Source organism: Winogradskyella bathintestinalis (assembly GCF_030407435.1).
Taxonomy (GTDB): domain Bacteria; phylum Bacteroidota; class Bacteroidia; order Flavobacteriales; family Flavobacteriaceae; genus Winogradskyella; species Winogradskyella bathintestinalis.
On sequence record NZ_JASDDK010000002.1, the window covers coordinates 217,465 to 236,903 of the forward strand.

Here is a 19,439-nt window from a genome sequence, read left to right on the forward strand (position 1 = left end):
CTGAGACGAATACTTTTTTATTGAACACTGAATACTATAAAAAATGAGACTACACAGAAACCTGTGCTTTGCCGTGATTGACGGATTGCACCTTATTTTTAACGAAGGAGAATACGCAGATAAAGTCATTCAACAATTACTTAAACGCGATAAACGCTGGGGAAGTAGAGATAGAGGTTTTGTTGCTGAAACGGTATATACTATGGTACGTTACCAACGGCTTTATGCAGAAATTGCAAATGTAAAAGCACCTTATCATCGTGATGATCTCTGGAGAATGTTTGCCGTTTGGGCAACTCTAAAGGGTATTAAATTACCAGATTGGAAATATTTTACGGATACACCAACACGAAAAATAAAAGGCCGTTTTGATGAGCTATCTAAAATTAGAAAATTTAAAGAGTCCATACCAGATTGGATGGATGATTTAGGTGTGGCTGAATTAGGCGAAGACGTATGGAGCAAGGAAATTGCTATGCAAAATGAGCAAGCTGATGTTATCCTTCGAGTAAATACTTTAAAAACTACTAAAAAAGATTTACAGCACAAGTTAGAGTCAGAAGATATTGAAACTGAATTTTTACCCAATCACCCTGCTGCTTTAAAATTAACTGAACGTGCCAACGTTTTTAAAACCGAAGCATTTAAAGAGGGTTGGTTTGAAGTGCAAGACGCTTCTTCTCAATTAGTAGCTGAATTTTTAGATGTACAACCAGGTATGAAAGTTGTCGATGTTTGCGCAGGCGCTGGAGGAAAAACCTTGCATTTAGCCTCGTTGATGGAAAATAAAGGTCAAATCATTTCCATGGATATTTACGAAAGTAAATTAAAAAAACTCAAAATCAGAGCACGAAGAAACGGGGTTCATAATATTGAACTAAAAGTCATCGACTCTACTAAACCAATTAAAAAGTTGCACGGTAAAGCTGATCGCTTATTGATTGATGCACCATGTTCTGGTTTAGGAGTTTTAAGAAGAAACCCAGATGCTAAATGGAAATTACAACCAGAATTCATCGACAGCATAAAAAAGACGCAGCTAGAGGTCTTAGAACAATATTCAAAAATGGTAAAACCTGGAGGAAAAATGGTCTATGCTACTTGTTCTGTTTTACCGTCCGAAAATCAGAAACAAGTTGATAAATTTTTAACATCTGAAGCCGGAAAAGATTTTACCTTTGTAAAAGATAAAAAAGTACTGGCGTATAAATCTGGCTTTGACGGATTTTATATGGCNCTTTTAGAAAAAAAATAACCCTAACCTAATTTACCTTTTTAAGTATGAAACACATTTACCTTTCATTTTCATTTTTATTTTTATTTACTATTTCCAGCTTTGCTCAGTTAATGCCACCTGCGGAACTTCAAAGTTATTACAGTGGAGTTAATTTTAACAATACAGGTATGGATTTATTTGATGACCTGGCCACTAAAACAATTAGTAAACATACCAATTTCCTTTCTTACGGAGAAGCGAGAGAAGTCTTAAAAATAATAGATTTGATGCCTTCTTCTAGCAGCCATGTGCTTCTTATATACGGATTTAGCAACGATACTTGTACAACCAATAGCTCTAACGACAACGATCATAGAACTAGAGACAAAGATGATTTTGGCGGTGGAGCCACTTGTGAATGGAACAGAGAACACACCTACCCTAAATCTCTCGGAAATCCTAATTTAGGAACATCAGGACCTGGATCGGATGTACACCATTTAAGAGCAAGTGACGTGCAGAGAAATGGTAGTAGAGGAAGTAAGAGATTTAGTTCTGGATCAGGAATTTCTGGAGATTCAAATGGAGGATGGTATCCTGGTGATGAATGGAAAGGTGATGTAGCACGAATGATGATGTATATGTATTTACGATATGGTAATCGATGTCTTCCTGTTAATGTTGGTAATGGATCTATAAACAATATAGATTCTAATATGATTCAACTATTCTTAGATTGGAACGCAGAAGATCCTGTTTCTCCTTACGAAACTGTTAGAAATAACTATTTAGGTAATGCATCTAATTTTAATGCTCAAGGTAACCGAAACCCGTTTATCGACAACCCATACCTAGCAACTTTAATTTGGGGAGGAACGGCCTCTCAGAATACATGGGGAGATACACCAGTAGATACTGAAGCCCCAACGAATCCTACAGATTTAGTAGCATCTAATTCAACCGATAACTCAATTGACTTAAATTGGACAGCCTCTACAGATAATATAGGAGTGTCAACCTACGATATTTATATTGATAATAATTACGCTTTTAGTTCAAACAATACATCAACTACGGCATCTGGCCTATCAGCAAATACCAACTATTGTTTTACTATAAAGGCGAAAGATGCCTCAGGTAACACTTCTGGTTTTAGTAATGAAGCTTGTGAATTAACAACAGATAACGGCACTATTGGTGAAGGCAGTGATTGTTTAGCAGAAACTTTTGAAAATTTAGACACCTCAATTGGTTCTTATCAAGATGTAAGCTGGACAGGCGATGACGGTGGTTCATGGAGTGCCACAAAAGCTAGAACAGATCAAACGATTTCTGACGCAGCGATCACTATCGATGTAAGAGGTAATAACGGTGGCTCTTTAACATTACCAACTGTTAGTGGTGGTATTGGTAGCTTAACGCTTACAACGCAAAGAAAATACAGTGGTAGTACCGGAGATTTAGATTTATATGTGAATGGTGATTTAATAGCAGGAATTCCTTTTGGTACAGATCCTATTACTACAACTATTTCTAACATTAATATTGAAGGAAATATAACTGTTGTTATTTCTGGAGAAGATGGCGGTCGTGTAGCAATCGATGATCTATCTTACACATGTTACTCTCCTTTAAGTCTAGAAGAATTTAACTTGGATACAATAAAACTTCATCCTAACCCTGTAGAAAGCAATTTAACAATAGATTTAAAATCTAATGTAAATACTAATATTGAAATTTTTGATATTCTTGGAAAACGAGTTTACAAAAACATTATAAATAAGACCAGCAACATAAACCTGCAAACTCTAAAAACGGGGATTTACATTGTTAAGATTTCTCAGAACAATTCAACCATTACAAAGAAACTTGTAAAACAATAAATACAATAATTTAATGCAATATAAAGTAGCTGACCACTGAGCGTATGCAAAGGGCAGCTACTTTTTTTTTGTTTAAAACTTGTTTAATACTTCTTAATTAGAAATTCAATTTATATAGAGAATAACATAATTTGAATTAACTTTGTGTTTTATTTTTCATCTTAAATAAGACACCTAAATGATTCATTTCTTCGGAAACCAAAACAGTAACGTATTTGCTGTTCAAGCCACAAAAGAATTATCAACAGAAACCATTTCTAAATTGACATGGTTATTTGGCGACCAACCTATAATAGAGCAAGCATCAATTGATGCTTTTTTTATTGGCCCAAGAGCAGCGATGATCACCCCATGGAGTACAAATGCTGTCGAAATTGCTCAAAATATGGGCATCTCTAATATTATTAGAATTGAAGAGTTTAAGAGCATTACCAAAGATTATGAGGATTTCGATCCAATGATCTCTGAAAAATATCAAAGTTTGAATCAAGAGATTTTCAACATAGATATTCAACCTGATGCCGTATTAAATATTGAAGATATCGCTGCATATAATCAACAGGAAGGGTTATCACTTAGTGAAGAAGAAGTTGAATATTTAGAAAGCGTGTCTAAAAAAATAGGTCGCCCGTTAACGGATTCTGAAGTTTTCGGGTTTTCTCAAGTAAATTCAGAACACTGCCGTCATAAGATTTTCAATGGCACTTTTGTAATAGATGGCGAGGCAAAAGAAACGTCGCTTTTCAAACTTATTAAAGAAACTTCAAAGCAAAATCCTAACGATATTGTTTCCGCCTACAAAGATAACGTCGCATTTATAAAAGGACCTGTTGTAGAACAATTTGCCCCTAAACGTGCCGATGTTCCAGATTATTATACGACTCAAAATTACGAATCTGTAATTTCATTAAAAGCTGAAACCCATAACTTCCCTACAACCGTTGAGCCATTTAATGGAGCTGCCACAGGTTCTGGGGGAGAAATTAGAGATCGCTTAGCTGGTGGAAAAGGCTCATTACCTCTCGCAGGAACTGCAGTTTATATGACCTCTTATTCAAGATTAAACGACGAGCGTCCGTGGGAAAACGCATTTCCAGAGCGTCAATGGTTATACCAAACACCAATGGATATTTTAATTAAAGCCAGTAATGGAGCTTCTGATTTTGGAAACAAATTTGGTCAACCTCTAATTTGTGGTTCAGTTTTAACCTTTGAGCACCAAGACCAAAATGGTAAAATTGGGTACGACAAAGTCATTATGCAAGCTGGTGGTATTGGTTATGGTAAAGCAGATCAAGCCATAAAAGACACCCCTCAAGAAGGCGATAAAATTGTTATTCTTGGTGGTGATAATTATAGAATCGGTATGGGAGGAGCTGCGGTTTCTTCTGCAGATACAGGTGCTTTAGCTTCTGGTATCGAGTTGAATGCCGTGCAACGTTCTAATCCTGAAATGCAGAAGCGTGCTGCAAATGCAGTTCGCGGTATGGTTGAGAGTGACAAAAACCATATTGTCTCCATTCACGATCATGGAGCTGGTGGACACCTCAATTGTTTATCTGAATTAGTAGAAGATACAGGTGGCAATATAGATTTAGATAAATTACCAGTGGGAGATCCAACTTTATCTGCAAAAGAAATAATTGGTAACGAATCCCAAGAACGTATGGGCTTGGTCATTGCTGATAAACATTTAGAGATTTTACATAAAATTGCAGATAGAGAACGTTCACCAATTTATGATGTCGGTGAAGTAACAGGTAAGCATCGATTTACCTTTAAGTCTAAAGAAACTGGAGAAAAGCTAATGGATTTAGCCTTAGAAGATATGTTTGGTAGTTCGCCAAAGACGATAATGAAAGACAATACAGTTCATAAAACATATTCTGATATTTCTTATGACACCAATAAATTCTACGATTACTTAGACCAACTTTTACAACTCGAAGCTGTGGCCTGTAAAGATTGGCTAACCAACAAAGTCGATCGTTGTGTTGGCGGAAAAGTAGCTAAACAACAATGCGTAGGTCCATTACAATTACCTTTAAATAATGTTGCTGTTATGGCTCTCGATTTTAAAGGTAAGGAAGGTATTGCAACCAGTATTGGCCACTCTCCTATTTCGGGATTAATTAATCCTGTAGCGGGCAGTCGAAATTCAATTACTGAAGCTTTGACTAACATAATTTGGGCACCTCTTAAAGATGGTTTAAAAAGTGTGTCGTTATCTGCGAATTGGATGTGGCCTTGTAAAAATGAAGGTGAAGATGCACGTTTGTATGAGGCTGTAAAAGCAATTTCAGAATTCTCAATCGACTTAGGTATTAACGTTCCAACAGGAAAAGATTCATTATCAATGAAGCAGAAATATCCTGATGGAGATGTGATTTCTCCTGGTACGGTGATTATTTCTGCTGCGGCAAATTGTAATGATATTACTAAAGTCGTTGAGCCAGTTTTTCAAAAAGGAAAAGGATCTATTTATTATATCAATCTTTCTCAAGATTCTTATGAATTAGGTGGAAGTTCTTTTGCACAAATTAATAATAAAATAGGAAGTACAACACCAAATATTAAAAGTGCTGCTTATGTAAAAACGGTATTTAATACCATTCAAAATTTAATAAAAAACGATCAAATTGTTGCAGGACATGATGTCGCTTCTGGTGGATTAATTACCACCTTACTTGAAATGTGTTTTTCAGCAAACAATCTCGGAGCTGAATTAAATATTACGGAAATTAATGAAGCCGATTCTTTTAAAGTGTTATTTGCTGAAAACGCAGGCATCGTTTTTCAGTCTGTAGATAATTCAATTGAAGACACATTATCTAAAGCAAAAATTGACTTTCATAAATTGGGTCGCGTTATGGAAAATGATGTATTAGGCATTATTAATGGCAATGAAGTATTTACCTTAACAGTGTCGAGATTAAGAGATATGTGGTTTAAAACATCATTTCTTCTCGATCAAAAACAGACCGCAAATGGCTTAGCAAAAGTTCGGTTTGATAATTATAAGAATCAAGAGTTGAACTATAAATTTCCAAATCACTTTTCCGGAAAATTGAATGATGTCGGCAAGTTTAACGCGCAAGTATCTAACACACGGCCTAAAGCTGCAATTCTACGAGAAAAAGGTTCCAATTCTGAACGAGAAATGGCCAATGCTATGTATTTGGCTGGCTTTGATGTTAAAGATGTACACATGACCGATTTAATTTCGGGCAGAGAAACCTTGGAAGATATTCAGTTTTTAGGAGCCGTTGGTGGGTTTAGTAATTCAGATGTTCTAGGTTCTGCTAAAGGTTGGGCTGGAGCCATAAAATATAATGAGAAAGCGAATAAAGTTATTAATGATTTCTTTAAAAGAGAGGATACGCTTTCTGTGGGGATCTGTAATGGCTGTCAACTAATGATGGAACTAGATTTAGTGAATCCAGAACATCAGATGCACGGAAAAATGACCCATAACGACTCACATAAACACGAAAGTGGTTTTTCTTCTGTAACCATTCAGAAAAATAACTCCGTTATGCTTTCAAGTTTAGAAGGAAGCACGTTAGGAGTTTGGATTTCTCATGGTGAAGGCAAATTTAAATTACCTTATGCTGAAGATCAATATAATATTGTAGCAAAATACGGTTATGCAGAATACCCAGCAAATCCTAATGGATCTGACTTCAACACTGCAATGTTAAGTGATAAAACAGGAAGACATTTAGTGACTATGCCACATATAGAACGTTCCATTTTCCAATGGAATTGGGCCTATTATCCTCAAGACAGAAAAGATGAAGTTTCTCCTTGGCTAGAAGCATTTGTCAATGCCAGATTATGGATTAAAAATAAGGAATCCTAAAAGTTTTATCTGTTGTACCATAGAATTGCTAGGATATATCGTTAAATTTTATATTTTCGTAAAATCCCACACTAATAGTTGCTAAATTTATATGACTGAAATAACCCGACTTTTTGATTTTCCTTATTATCAATTAGAGAATAAGCCAAGCGACTCTGCATTGGTCACAAAATATGATGGACAATGGACACCTATTTCTACTAAAGACTATATTGATAAAGCAAATACAATGAGTCGAGGCCTATTAAGATTAGGCATTAAGAAAGACGATAAAATTGCCATAATTTCTTCTACTAATAGAACGGAATGGAATATAATGGATATTGGCATTCTTCAACTTGGAGCTCAAAATATTCCGATTTATCCAACGATTTCAGCTGAAGATTACGAGTATGTTTTAAATCATAGCGAATCCATCTATTGCTTTGTTTCAGATGAAGAAGTCTTAGAAAAAGTAAGAATGGTTCAAGCTAATACTAATATTAAGGAAGTTTATTCTTTTAATCATATTGAAGGCTGCAAACATTATTCAGAACTGTTTGAACTTGGTAAAGATGAGAGCAACCAGCCTGAGGTGGAGTTAAGAAAAGATGCTGTAAAATCAACAGATTTAGCGACAATTATCTATACTTCTGGTACAACGGGGCGTCCAAAAGGTGTTATGCTTTCACACTGGAACATTACAAGTAATGCGCTAGATAGTGCCAAAAGAGTTCCTTTAGTAGAAGGAGAAAACCGCATTTTAAGTTTCCTACCAATATGCCATATTTTTGAGCGTGTATTAATCTACGTATATCAATACGCCGGAACATCGATATATTTTGCTGAAGGCATTGATAAAATTGGTGATAATGCCAAAGAAATTAAGCCGCACTTAATGAGTGTAGTACCACGTTTGCTAGAAAAAGTATTTGATAAAATAATGTTGAAAGGTGAAGAATTAAGCGGTATAAAAAAATCACTTTTCTTCTGGGCCGTAAAACTTGGAGAAAAATGGGAACCATACGGCGCCAATGGAGCATGGTATGAGTTTCAGCTCAAAATAGCAAATAAACTAATTTTCAGTAAATGGAGAGAAGCTCTGGGTGGTGAATTAGGAACTATGGTTTCTGGTAGTGCTGCACTGCAACCTCGCTTAGCCCGAATTTTTGGTGCTGCTAATATGAGAGTTATGGAAGGCTACGGACTCACAGAAACTTCACCCGTGATAACTGTGGGCATGTATAAAAATGAGCATTATCGCGTAGGTACTGTAGGAAAACCTATAGATAATGTTAAAGTAAAAATTGCTGAAGATGGTGAAGTTTTGGTAAAAGGACCAAACGTAATGTTGGGTTATTATAAAGACCCTGAAAAAACTAAGGAAGTGATGACAGATGATTATTTCCATACAGGGGATAAAGGTGAAGTCGATAATGAAGGTTTCTTAAAGATTACAGGTCGTAAAAAAGAAATGTTTAAAACTTCTGGTGGAAAATATGTGATTCCCCCACTATTAGAAAATGACATGAAACAGTCTTTATTTATCGAACAGATTATGGTGATTGGCGAAGGCGAAAAAATGCCTGCAGCTATTATTCAGCCAAATTTTGAATATATTCAAGACTGGATTAAAGATAATCACCTCAAAATTGGTACATCAAATACTGAGATTGCTACTTCGAAAATAGTGATTGATCGTATTCAAAAAGATGTTACTAGGTATAATAAGCAATTCGGAAAATGGGAACAAATAAAAAGATTTGAACTCACACCGGATATTTGGTCTATTGAAGCAGGACATCTTACCCCTACTATGAAAATGAAACGTGCTATTATTAAAGATATTTATCAAGACTTATATGATAAAATATATAGAGTATAATACTTTATAACGGTTGACTTAATTTTTTTTCCCCATATTTACTATGCGTGCATAATTTTTATAAATTTATTATGCACGCATAGTATTTTTTAGTATCTTTGGTTTCAGTTATTATTCAATTAAATAGATTTTCACCTTCACGGTGAACTAAATATGAAAGACAAAACCATTGATTACGTCTTAAGAACCACATGGTTGGCAGTTAATAAAATGTATAATGAAGAAGCCTCCCAATTTGGAACGACTATGGCAACCGGCTTTGCATTATTAAGTATTGATCCAGAAAAAGGAACACCTTCTACATCATTAGGTCCTAAAATGGGCATGGAAGCTACTAGTCTTTCTAGAACTTTAAAGACTATGGAAGAAAAAGGGCTAATTGAACGTAAACCAAACCCTGAAGATGGCCGAGGAGTTTTAATTTTTCTGACTGATTTTGGTAAGGAAAAACGAGCGTATTCTAAAGAAAAGGTCTTAACTTTTAATGAGACTATTAAAAACAACGTCTCTTCTAACGAATTAATAAATTTTTATAAAGTTGCGGAGATCATTAATAATATGATTTCTAATAAACAGATATACAATCAAAAAGAACATAGTATAAAATAAGATGAGTAAACGTAGAATTAATAAAATTGCTATTATTGGATCCGGAATTATGGGTAGCGGTATCGCTTGCCATTTTGCCAATATAGGTGTAGAAGTTTTACTTTTGGACATTGTACCAAGAGAATTAAATGATAAAGAAAAAGCGAAAGGTTTAACCCTAGAAGACACGATTGTGCGTAACCGTTTGGTTAACGATGCACTGACAGCTTCAATTAAATCTAAACCCGCACCACTCTATCATCCATCTTTTGTTAACCGTATTACTACTGGTAATCTTGAAGATGACATTGCCAAGGTTAAGGATGTCGATTGGATTATGGAAGTCGTAGTTGAAAGACTTGACATTAAACAACAAGTTTTTGAAAAGCTTGAGAAATATAGAACTCCTGGAACGTTAATTACATCTAACACTTCTGGAATTCCTATAAAGTTTATGAATGAAGGGCGTAGTGACGATTTCCAAAAACACTTCTGCGGAACACACTTTTTTAATCCTGCGAGATATTTAAAATTATTCGAAATTATTCCTGGTCCTAACACCGATCAAGAAGTTCTTGATTTCTTAAATGAATATGGTGAGAAATTTTTGGGAAAAACGTCCGTAATAGCTAAAGATACACCTGCCTTTATCGGAAACCGAATAGGAATTTTTTCTATAATGAGTTTATTTCACACTGTTAAAGATTTAGATTTAACTATAGAAGAAGTCGATAAATTATCCGGACCAGTAATTGGTCGCCCAAAATCAGCAACCTTTAGAACAGTCGATGTTGTTGGTTTAGACACCTTGGTTCATGTGGCCAACGGCATTAAAGAGAACTGTCCTAAGGACGAACGAAATGAATTGTTCGTTTTACCAGATTTCATCGACACTATGATGGAAAATAAATGGTTAGGAAGTAAAACCGGACAAGGGTTTTATAAAAAAGTGAGAAAAGACGATGGGTCTTCTGAAATCTTATCACTCGATTTAAATACCTTAGAATATAGAGAAAAGCAACGCGCTAAGTTTGCAACTCTCGAAATGACCAAGACTATCGATAAAGTTGTAGATCGTTTTAAGGTTTTAGTTAAAGGAAAAGATAAAGCCGGTGAATTCTACAGAAAGAGTTTTGCAGCTTTATTCGCTTATGTCTCCAATCGTATCCCAGAAATCACTGATGATTTATATAAAATCGATGATGCTATGAAAGCCGGGTTCGGTTGGGAACATGGTCCTTTCCAAATTTGGGACGCTATTGGAGTTGAAAAAGGAATTGAAATGATGAAAGCTGAAGGTTTAGAGCCTGCTGCTTGGGTAAATGAAATGATCGATTCTGGAAATAAATCATTCTACTCTGTAAAAAATGGGGCAACTTATGCGTATGATATTCCAAAGAAATCTCAAGAAAAAATACCGGGACAAGATAGTTTTATCATATTAGATAATATTAGAAAAACAGCTGAAGTCTTTAAAAATTCGGGAGTGGTCGTTGAAGATTTAGGAGATGGCATCCTAAACGTTGAATTCCAATCTAAAATGAATACCATCGGTGGAGATGTTTTAGCAGGATTAAATAAAGCCATTGATTTAGCTGAAAAAGACTTCGCTGGATTAGTAGTTGGTAACCAAGCGGCAAATTTCTCCGTTGGTGCTAACATCGGTATGATTTTTATGATGGCGGCCGAACAAGAATATGATGAGCTTAATATGGCAATCAAATACTTCCAAGATACCATGATGCGCATGCGATATTCTGCAATTCCAACGGTAGCTGCACCTCACGGTATGGCCCTAGGTGGTGGTTGCGAATTATCTTTACATGCAGATAAAGTGGTTGCAGCAGCGGAGACTTACATGGGACTTGTAGAATTTGGTGTTGGTGTAATTCCTGGTGGTGGAGGTTCAAAAGAAATGGCTTTAAGAGCATCTGATACCTTTAAAAAAGGAGATGTTCAATTGAACACACTTCAAGAGTATTTTTTAACTATCGGAATGGCAAAAGTATCAACTTCAGCTTACGAAGCTTTCGATTTAGGAGTGCTTCAAAAAGGAAAAGATATTGTCGTTGTTAATAAAGACCGCCAAATAGCAGTTGCTAAACAACACGCTAAATTAATGGCAGATATGGGTTATACTCAGCCCGTACATAGAAAAGATGTTCTTGTACTTGGTAAACAAGCTTTAGGAATGTTTTTGGTGGGTACTGATTCTATGGAGGATAGTAACTACATTTCTGAACATGATATGAAAATTGCTAACAAACTAGCATATGTTATGGCTGGTGGTGATCTATCTGAACCAACTAAAGTAAGCGAACAATATTTATTGGATTTAGAACGTGAAGCTTTCTTATCACTATGTACAGAACGAAAAACTTTGGAGCGTATTCAGCATATGTTGACAAAGGGGAAACCATTGAGAAACTAACAGCCCCCTAGCCCCCAAAAGGGGGAACAAAAATGGGAGTTGACAACAACAATTATGACGATTGATAATATAAAAAATAACACATAAAATCCTATTGACCCCTAATAGGAGTTCCCCCTTTTGGGGGCTAGGGGGCTTCTTATGAAACAAGCATATATAGTAAAAGCATACAGAACAGCCGTTGGTAAAGCTCCAAAGGGCGTGTTTAGATTTAAAAGAACAGACGAATTAGCTGCTGAAACTATTCAGCACATGATGAAGGAATTACCTAATTTAGACAAAAAGCGTATTGATGATGTCATTGTTGGTAATGCCATGCCAGAAGGGGCACAAGGTTTAAACATGGCTCGGTTTATCTCGTTGATTGGATTAGATAGTGTAGATGTACCAGGAGTAACCGTGAATCGTTTTTGTGCATCAGGAATTGAAACAATTGGTGTTGCGACAGCAAAAATTCAATCGGGAATGGCAGATTGTATCATTGCTGGTGGTGCGGAAAGTATGAGTGCTGTACCGATGACAGGTTTTAAGCCTGAATTGAATTATGATACAGTAAAAGCAGGTCATGAAGATTATTATTGGGGCATGGGAAATACGGCTGAAGCCGTTGCCAATCAATTCAATGTATCTCGTGAAGATCAAGATGAATTCGCGTACAATTCTCACATGAAAGCTTTAAAAGCGCAAGAAGAAAATCGTTTTCAAGACCAAATTGTGCCTATCAATGTCGATGAAACCTATATCGATTCTAACGGCAAAAAAGCTACAAAATCGTATACTGTAACCAAAGATGAAGGTCCCCGAAAAGGTACAAATCTTGAAGCCTTAGCTAAATTACGTCCGGTTTTCGCAGCTGGAGGCAGCGTTACTGCTGGAAATTCATCTCAAATGAGTGACGGTGCTGCTTTTGTTATGATTATGAGCGAAGACATGGTAAAGGAATTAAACCTCGAACCCATTGCACGTTTAGTTAACTATGCTGCGGCAGGTGTTGAACCACGCATTATGGGTATTGGTCCTGTAAAAGCTATTCCTAAAGCCTTAAAACAAGCTGGTTTAAAACAGTCTGATTTATCACTTATTGAATTGAATGAAGCCTTTGCGTCTCAATCCTTAGCTGTAATTAGGGAATTGGACCTCAATCCAGAAATAATAAATGTTAATGGTGGAGCCATTGCATTAGGTCATCCATTGGGTTGTACTGGAGCAAAGTTATCCGTTCAGTTATTTGATGAAATGCGCAAGCGCGACATGCAAGGAAAATATGGAGCGGTTACAATGTGTGTTGGTACGGGTCAAGGGGCTTGTGGGATATTTGAATTCTTAAACTAACAAATAGACAAATAGAGTCTAGAATCTAGACTATAAAATACTTTTACAATTAACAAATAACAGTCTAGAAATTAATATCTAGCTGTCTAGCATCTAAAAAACAATGGATACAAAAGAAAAAGAAATACTAAGAGGAGGTCAATTCTTAGTGAAGGAAACCAACTGTGAAGACGTTTTTACTCCTGAAGATTTTTCGGAGGAGCAAAACATGATGAAAGAATCCGTAATGGAATTCAACGAACGCGAAATAATTGCTCACAAACCTCGTTTTGAAGCTAGAGATTTTGCGCTCACTGAGGAAGTTATGCGAAAAGCAGGAGAAATGGGTTTCCTTGGAGTGGCAGTTCCAGAAGCTTACGATGGCTTAGGTATGGGATTTGTGTCTACCTGTTTAACTTGTGACTATATTTCTTCTGGTACTGGGTCTTTTAGTACAGCATTTGGTGCGCATACAGGTATCGGAACCATGCCAATTACCTTATACGGGACAGAAGAACAAAAGAAAAAATACGTACCAAAATTAGCGACAGGTGAATGGTTTGGAGCTTATTGCTTAACTGAACCAGGTGCTGGTTCTGATGCTAATTCAGGTAAAACTACGGCTGAGTTATCAGAGGACGGAAAATCATATAAAATCAATGGGCAAAAAATGTGGATTTCAAATGCAGGTTTCTGTAGTTTGATGATCGTATTTGCGCGTATTGAAAATGATAAAAACATTACTGGTTTTATTGTGGAGTATGACGGAAAAGAGCCAAACGGTATAACACTAGGTGAAGAAGAACACAAATTAGGTATTCGTGCAAGTTCTACGCGTCAAGTGTTTTTTAACGATACAGTAGTTCCTGCTGAAAATATGTTAGCCGGGAGAGGTGAAGGTTTTAAAATTGCTATGAATGCGTTAAATGTTGGACGTATTAAATTGGCTGCCGCTTGTTTAGACTCTCAAAGACGTATTTTAACTACGGCAGTTCAATATGCGAACGAACGTAAACAATTTAAAACACCTATTTCAGATTTTGGAGCTATCAAAGTGAAATTAGCTGAAATGGCCACAAATGCTTACGCTGGTGAATCTGCAACTTATAGAGCTGCAAAGAATATTGAAGATCGTATTGCATTACGCGAAGCTGCAGGCAATTCTCATCAAGAAGCAGAACTTAAAGGTGTTGAGGAATATGCCATTGAATGTTCAATCTTAAAAGTTGCTGTTTCAGAAGATGTTCAGAATGCGGCTGATGAAGGTATTCAGATTTTTGGTGGTATGGGATTCTCTGAAGAAACACCTATGGAAGCTGCTTGGAGAGATGCGCGTATTGCACGTATTTACGAAGGTACAAACGAAATCAACAGAATGTTATCTGTAGGTATGTTGGTTAAAAAAGCGATGAAAGGTCATGTAGATCTTCTAGGTCCTGCCCAAGCAGTTCAGGAAGAGTTAATGGGAATTCCTTCATTCGACACCCCGGATTATTCTGAATTGTTTGCCGAAGAAAAAGAGATGATTAAGAAACTTAAGAAAACCTTCTTAATGGTTGCTGGTGGAGCTGTTCAAAAATATGGACAAGATTTAGAAGCACATCAACAACTATTGATTGCTGCGGCAGATATTTTAATTGAAATCTATATGGCGGAATCAGCAATCTTGAGAACGGAAAAGAATGCTAAACGCTTTGGTGAAGAATCTCAATCTGCTCAAATTGCTATGTCTAAATTATATTTATATCACGCGGTAGATATCGTAGAAGAAAAAGGAAAGGAAAGCATTATTTCTTTTGCTGAAGGCGATGAACAACGTATGATGTTAATGGGATTAAAACGTTTTACGAAATATCAAAACTATCCAGATATTGTTGACTTGCGTAAGGAAGTTGCTGAAAAAGTAAAGGCAGAAAATAAATATTGTTTCTAAAAATCAATAATTAGATAAACAGACTAACTCAAATAATTCTAATTATTTAAGCCAATTCTCCCAAAATAAAATTTGGATTGAATTGGCTTTTTTTATTTAACTATCTTTAACGTATTCAATTTTACAAGAACGAATATGACAAAATTAATTTTCAGTTTATGCTTTACAATTTCAATTTTCTCACAAAACAACTCCGAAATCTTCTTATTCGATATTACTGCTAACCATTCTAAAATCGAAATTAAGAATGGAAGAAATATTTCTAATAATAATGGTTATGACAATCAGCCGTCCTTTATAGATGATCAGTTTATTGTTTTTGCATCCAGCAGAAGTGAACAAACGGATATTGCAAAATACGATTCAAAATTCCATGGTCAAATTTGGATTAATTCTACAGAAGGAGGAGAATATTCGCCATTGAAAATTCCTAATAAATCGCAAATTTCGGCCGTTCGTTTAGATAAGGACGGAAAGCAACGCTTATATGCATATAATTTAAACGAAGATAAATCTACAGAACTGATTAAAGATTTAGTGGTTGCTTATTACACCTGGGCTGATGAAAACACGGTGGTTTTAGCGGTCATTGAGGACGAGAATTTAAATTTATATACAACTAACATTAAAACTGGGATCAATAAAAAATATGCTTCCAATGTGGGCCGATCATTTCATAAAATTCCAAATTCAGATTTAGTGAGTTTTATTTCAAAAGCAAAAGAAAATCAATGGCAAATAAAATCATTAAACCCCAAAACCGGTAAAATCAAACTTATTGCAAATACAATTGCAGGTGTTGAAGATATATGTTGGTTAAATAATAAAACACTGCTCTCCGGAAAGGATAATTTCTTGTACAAATTAAGACTACAACGAGACAACGATTGGAAAATAATAGCCGATGTTACCGCGAACGAAATTACAAAAATCACTCGTTTATCAACAAACACTTCTGGAACCAAACTGTTATTAGTAGGTGATATTAAAGCCGATACAGTAGTGAGGGAACCAGCCAAAGACCTAATCTCAGAAGAAAGCACGCAGACCAATGCGAATACAGATGAAATAGAATCCGCTAAACTTGTACAAAGACACATAAAAGCGTTTAACCATAGACAATTAGATGAGTTAGTGTTGGCTTTCGACACCGATGTGATTGTGAACCGCTTTCCTAGAGCAAAAATGTATTCGGGCAGAACTACTTTGCGAGCACATTAAAATCAATTTTTTAAGAAAAACGCAAAATCTAAAGTTAAGGTGATTAATCGAATTACGCATAAAAATATGGTCATAGATGAAGAATTAATAACTGTGAACAATACAACGAAGAGGCAAGTTACTATTTACGAAACAGATGACGACAATATAAAGACCATGACTTTTATTAGTAATTCTAAAACAGATTCTAATCCAGAATATATTGTGAACGAGCAATTAGAAGCATACAACAATAAAGACCTTAATAGTTTTGTAAAAACTTACAGTGACGATATTAAGTTATTTTCATTCCCCTACAAGCAAAATTCGGAAGGGAAGGATTTGCTTAAAGAACAATATGCCACACTTTTTGAGAATGTGCCAGATTTGAATGCCGAAATCGTAAATAGGATCGTAATTGGTAATAAAGTAATAGATAAAGAAAAAGTACTTATTAAAGGTGAAACATTTTATGCCATTGCTATTTACGAAATTCAAAATGATCTGATTTCTCGAGTAACATTTATTCAGTAAAATTTATCGAGTTTAATCATAAAACAGTCCTTCTGTTCAATATTCCAAACGACGAACCAAGGATCTCAATTAAAATTCAAACTATGAAAGCATTTCTTATTATTGCTATAATTGCAACTCAAATTCAAGCGTTTTCGTGTAAAGCACAAGCGTTTCGAACTCTTGAACCAAAATTAGAAAACATAGCCTGGATTTCTGGCTCATGGCATGGAAAAGCTTTTGGTGGAGTTACGGAAGAAATCTGGAGCGAACCTTCGGGCGGTTCTATGATGGCTACTTTCAAATTGATTACAGAAGGAGAAATAACATTCTACGAAATTGAAGTCATAAGAGAAATCGAAAACACTTTAGTCTTACAGTTAAAACACTTTGGTCCAGATTTAAAAGGTTGGGAAACCAAAGATGAAACTGTGGATTTCCCTCTAAAATATATTACAGAAAACAAAGTAGTTTTTGAAGGTATGACATTCGAAAAAGTAAGTAAGTCTGAAATGAATGTCTACTTTGATATTAAAGAGGAAGAAAAAGTTGAAACGGTTAAATTTAACTATACAAAAAAAATCGAATCCACCAAACCGATCAATCAACTTATAAGTGTAAAAAAAGCAAGCATAAAACCAAAAATAGATGGAAAAGCGGACGATGAAATTTGGGCAAACACAACATGGCTCCCATTAGATCAGTTATGGCTTGGTAATCCTTATACTAAAGAAGATTTTTCTGGTCGTTACAAGTTATCTTGGGCTGAAGATGCGCTCTACCTTTTAGCCGAAATAAAAGATGATAAATTAATCGATAACAATTCAGACCCTTTAATGGCATGGTGGGACGACGATTGCCTCGAAATTTTTATAGATGAAGACAATAGTGGTGGAAAACATCAATATACTCACAATGCCTTTGCATATCATATTGCTTTAGATGGAAACGTGGTAGACATGTCTACCGAAAAAACAGGCAAACTCTACAATTCACATATAGCATCCAAACGTATCACAACAGGAAACACCTCTATTTGGGAAGTGAAAATTTCGTTATTTGATGATACTTATGGAGACGATAAAGAAAATACTCCATTAAAATTACAGGTTGATAAAAATATTGGTTTTGCCCTAGCCTATTGCGATAATGATAATAGTAAAGAACGTGAAAACTTTATTGGTTCTATCTATGTAGAAGGTGAAGACAAAAACAAAGGTTGGATTGATGCTAATATTTTCGGAACTTTAAAACTTATAAATTAAGCACGTATGATCTATAAAGTATCACTCTTTACCATTCTATTTTCATTTACCTGTTTTGCACAAACCGATTCAAAAATATATGATATTATTAGTGCTGTATCTGAAGACCGTTTACGAAGCGATGTGAAAACGTTAGCCGATTTTGGTACACGACATACCTTAAGTGACACTATTTCTGAAACTAGAGGTATTGGTGCTGCGCGTCGATGGATAAAATCGCAATTCGATGACGTCTCTAAAAACTGTAATAATTGCTTGGACGTTTTTTATCAAAAAGATTTAGTAAAAAAAGGAGCCAACCAACGTATCGTAAAAGATGTGATGGTGGTTAATGTGGTGGCGATCCAAAGAGGAACAAAATATCCCAATCGTTTTATCATTATGAGTGGTGATATTGACTCTAGAGTGTCTGACCCTAATGATTTCACTTCAGACTCACCAGGAGCTAATGACAATGCAACAGGTATGGCAGGTGCTATTGAAGCTGCAAGAGTTTTGTCTAATTATAAATTTGAAAGTAGTATTATCTATTTGGGTTTATCTGGTGAAGAACAAGGTTTGTTTGGTGGTCAAGGAATGGCTAAATATGCCAAAGAAAATAATTGGGATATTATTGGAGTTTTAAACAATGACATGATAGGAAACATTAGTGGTGTTGATGGAGTAATCAATAATAGAACCTTCCGAATTTTCTCAGAACCCATCACAACTTCAGAAACAGATCCTAAACAATTAGCTAATCAAGCTAGAGCACGACGTTTTTATGGTGGGGAAGTTGATGGAATTTCACGCCAATTAGCGCGATATGTTTATAAAACTACACAAGCTTATATGCCAGAAATGAATCCGATGATGATATATCGTTTAGACCGTTTTGGTCGCGGTGGACATCACAGACCTTTTAACGATGCAGGCTTTCCTGGTATAAGAATCATGGAAGCACATGAAAACTATACACAACAGCACCAAGATATTAGAACTGAAAATGATATTGAATATGGAGATACGTTTAAGCATGTTAACTTTCCATACTGTAAAAAATTAACCGCTGTTAATGCTATTACCATGGCAAGCCTTGCTTCTGCTCCACCAGCACCAACCGATGTTGGCATTGGTGGCATCGTAGAAGCTTCAGCTAAATTACAATGGAACAAAGTTGACGGCGCAAAAGGGTACAAGATTTATTGGAGAAGCACCACCTCATCTACTTGGGATCATAGTCGTTATTTAGAAGATGTCAATGAATTTACATTAGACGGCATCGTCATTGATAACTTCTTCTTTGGAGTTGCTTCTGTTGGAGAAAATGGGCATGAAAGTCCAGTAGTTTTTCCTAATAAAATTTTGAGATAAATATACCCTAGTCTACCCTA

The 19,439-nt window shown here is 35.6% G+C and carries 12 protein-coding genes; all 12 read left to right on the forward strand.

The features are described from left to right. Positions 1–43 precede the first annotated feature (43 nt). The 12 genes from QMA06_RS05875 (at position 44) to QMA06_RS05930 (ending at position 19,419) form a co-directional block, all read left to right on the forward strand. A complete protein-coding gene (locus tag QMA06_RS05875) occupies positions 44–1,255 on the forward strand; it encodes an RsmB/NOP family class I SAM-dependent RNA methyltransferase (protein WP_290205939.1) in 1,212 nt (403 codons plus the stop codon). A gap of 26 nt (positions 1,256–1,281) precedes the next feature. Next, the gene (locus QMA06_RS05880) at positions 1,282–3,099 is read left to right on the forward strand and encodes an endonuclease (protein ID WP_290205940.1); all 1,818 of its coding nucleotides are present in this window, start codon (positions 1,282–1,284) and stop codon (positions 3,097–3,099) included. Between the two features lie 178 nt (positions 3,100–3,277). Continuing rightward, entirely contained in the window at positions 3,278–6,961 is a 3,684-nt protein-coding gene (purL, locus tag QMA06_RS05885; RefSeq protein ID WP_290205941.1) for a phosphoribosylformylglycinamidine synthase, read from the forward strand. A gap of 91 nt (positions 6,962–7,052) precedes the next feature. Continuing rightward, positions 7,053–8,825: an AMP-dependent synthetase/ligase gene (locus QMA06_RS05890; RefSeq protein ID WP_290205942.1), complete on the forward strand. Its 1,773-nt coding sequence runs from the start codon at positions 7,053–7,055 to the stop codon at positions 8,823–8,825. 153 nt (positions 8,826–8,978) lie between these two features. Next, positions 8,979–9,434 (forward strand): MarR family winged helix-turn-helix transcriptional regulator, encoded by a 456-nt coding sequence (locus QMA06_RS05895; protein ID WP_290205943.1) that lies wholly within the window; start codon positions 8,979–8,981, stop codon positions 9,432–9,434. A gap of 1 nt (position 9,435) precedes the next feature. Next, positions 9,436–11,844, forward strand: coding sequence for a 3-hydroxyacyl-CoA dehydrogenase/enoyl-CoA hydratase family protein (locus QMA06_RS05900; RefSeq protein ID WP_290205944.1), 2,409 nt, complete (start codon positions 9,436–9,438; stop codon positions 11,842–11,844). Positions 11,845–11,985: 141 nt separating this feature from the next. After that, positions 11,986–13,176, forward strand: a complete 1,191-nt coding sequence (locus QMA06_RS05905; protein ID WP_290205945.1) for an acetyl-CoA C-acyltransferase — start codon at positions 11,986–11,988, stop codon at positions 13,174–13,176. A gap of 103 nt (positions 13,177–13,279) precedes the next feature. Continuing rightward, positions 13,280–15,088 carry an acyl-CoA dehydrogenase family protein gene (locus tag QMA06_RS05910; RefSeq protein ID WP_290205946.1) on the forward strand — a complete coding sequence of 603 codons (1,809 nt, stop codon included), beginning with the start codon at positions 13,280–13,282 and terminating at the stop codon, positions 15,086–15,088. A 135-nt stretch (positions 15,089–15,223) separates the two neighbouring features. Next, entirely contained in the window at positions 15,224–16,309 is a 1,086-nt protein-coding gene (locus QMA06_RS05915) for a TolB-like translocation protein (RefSeq protein WP_290205947.1), read from the forward strand. Positions 16,310–16,348: 39 nt separating this feature from the next. Further along, complete coding sequence (locus QMA06_RS05920) at positions 16,349–16,822, forward strand: nuclear transport factor 2 family protein (protein ID WP_290205948.1); 474 nt, start codon at positions 16,349–16,351, stop codon at positions 16,820–16,822. A gap of 83 nt (positions 16,823–16,905) precedes the next feature. Continuing rightward, positions 16,906–18,066, forward strand: a complete 1,161-nt coding sequence (locus QMA06_RS05925) for a DUF6265 family protein (protein WP_290205949.1) — start codon at positions 16,906–16,908, stop codon at positions 18,064–18,066. A gap of 6 nt (positions 18,067–18,072) precedes the next feature. Further along, positions 18,073–19,419 (forward strand): M28 family metallopeptidase, encoded by a 1,347-nt coding sequence (locus QMA06_RS05930; RefSeq protein WP_290205950.1) that lies wholly within the window; start codon positions 18,073–18,075, stop codon positions 19,417–19,419. The last annotated feature ends 20 nt before the right edge of the window (positions 19,420–19,439 follow it).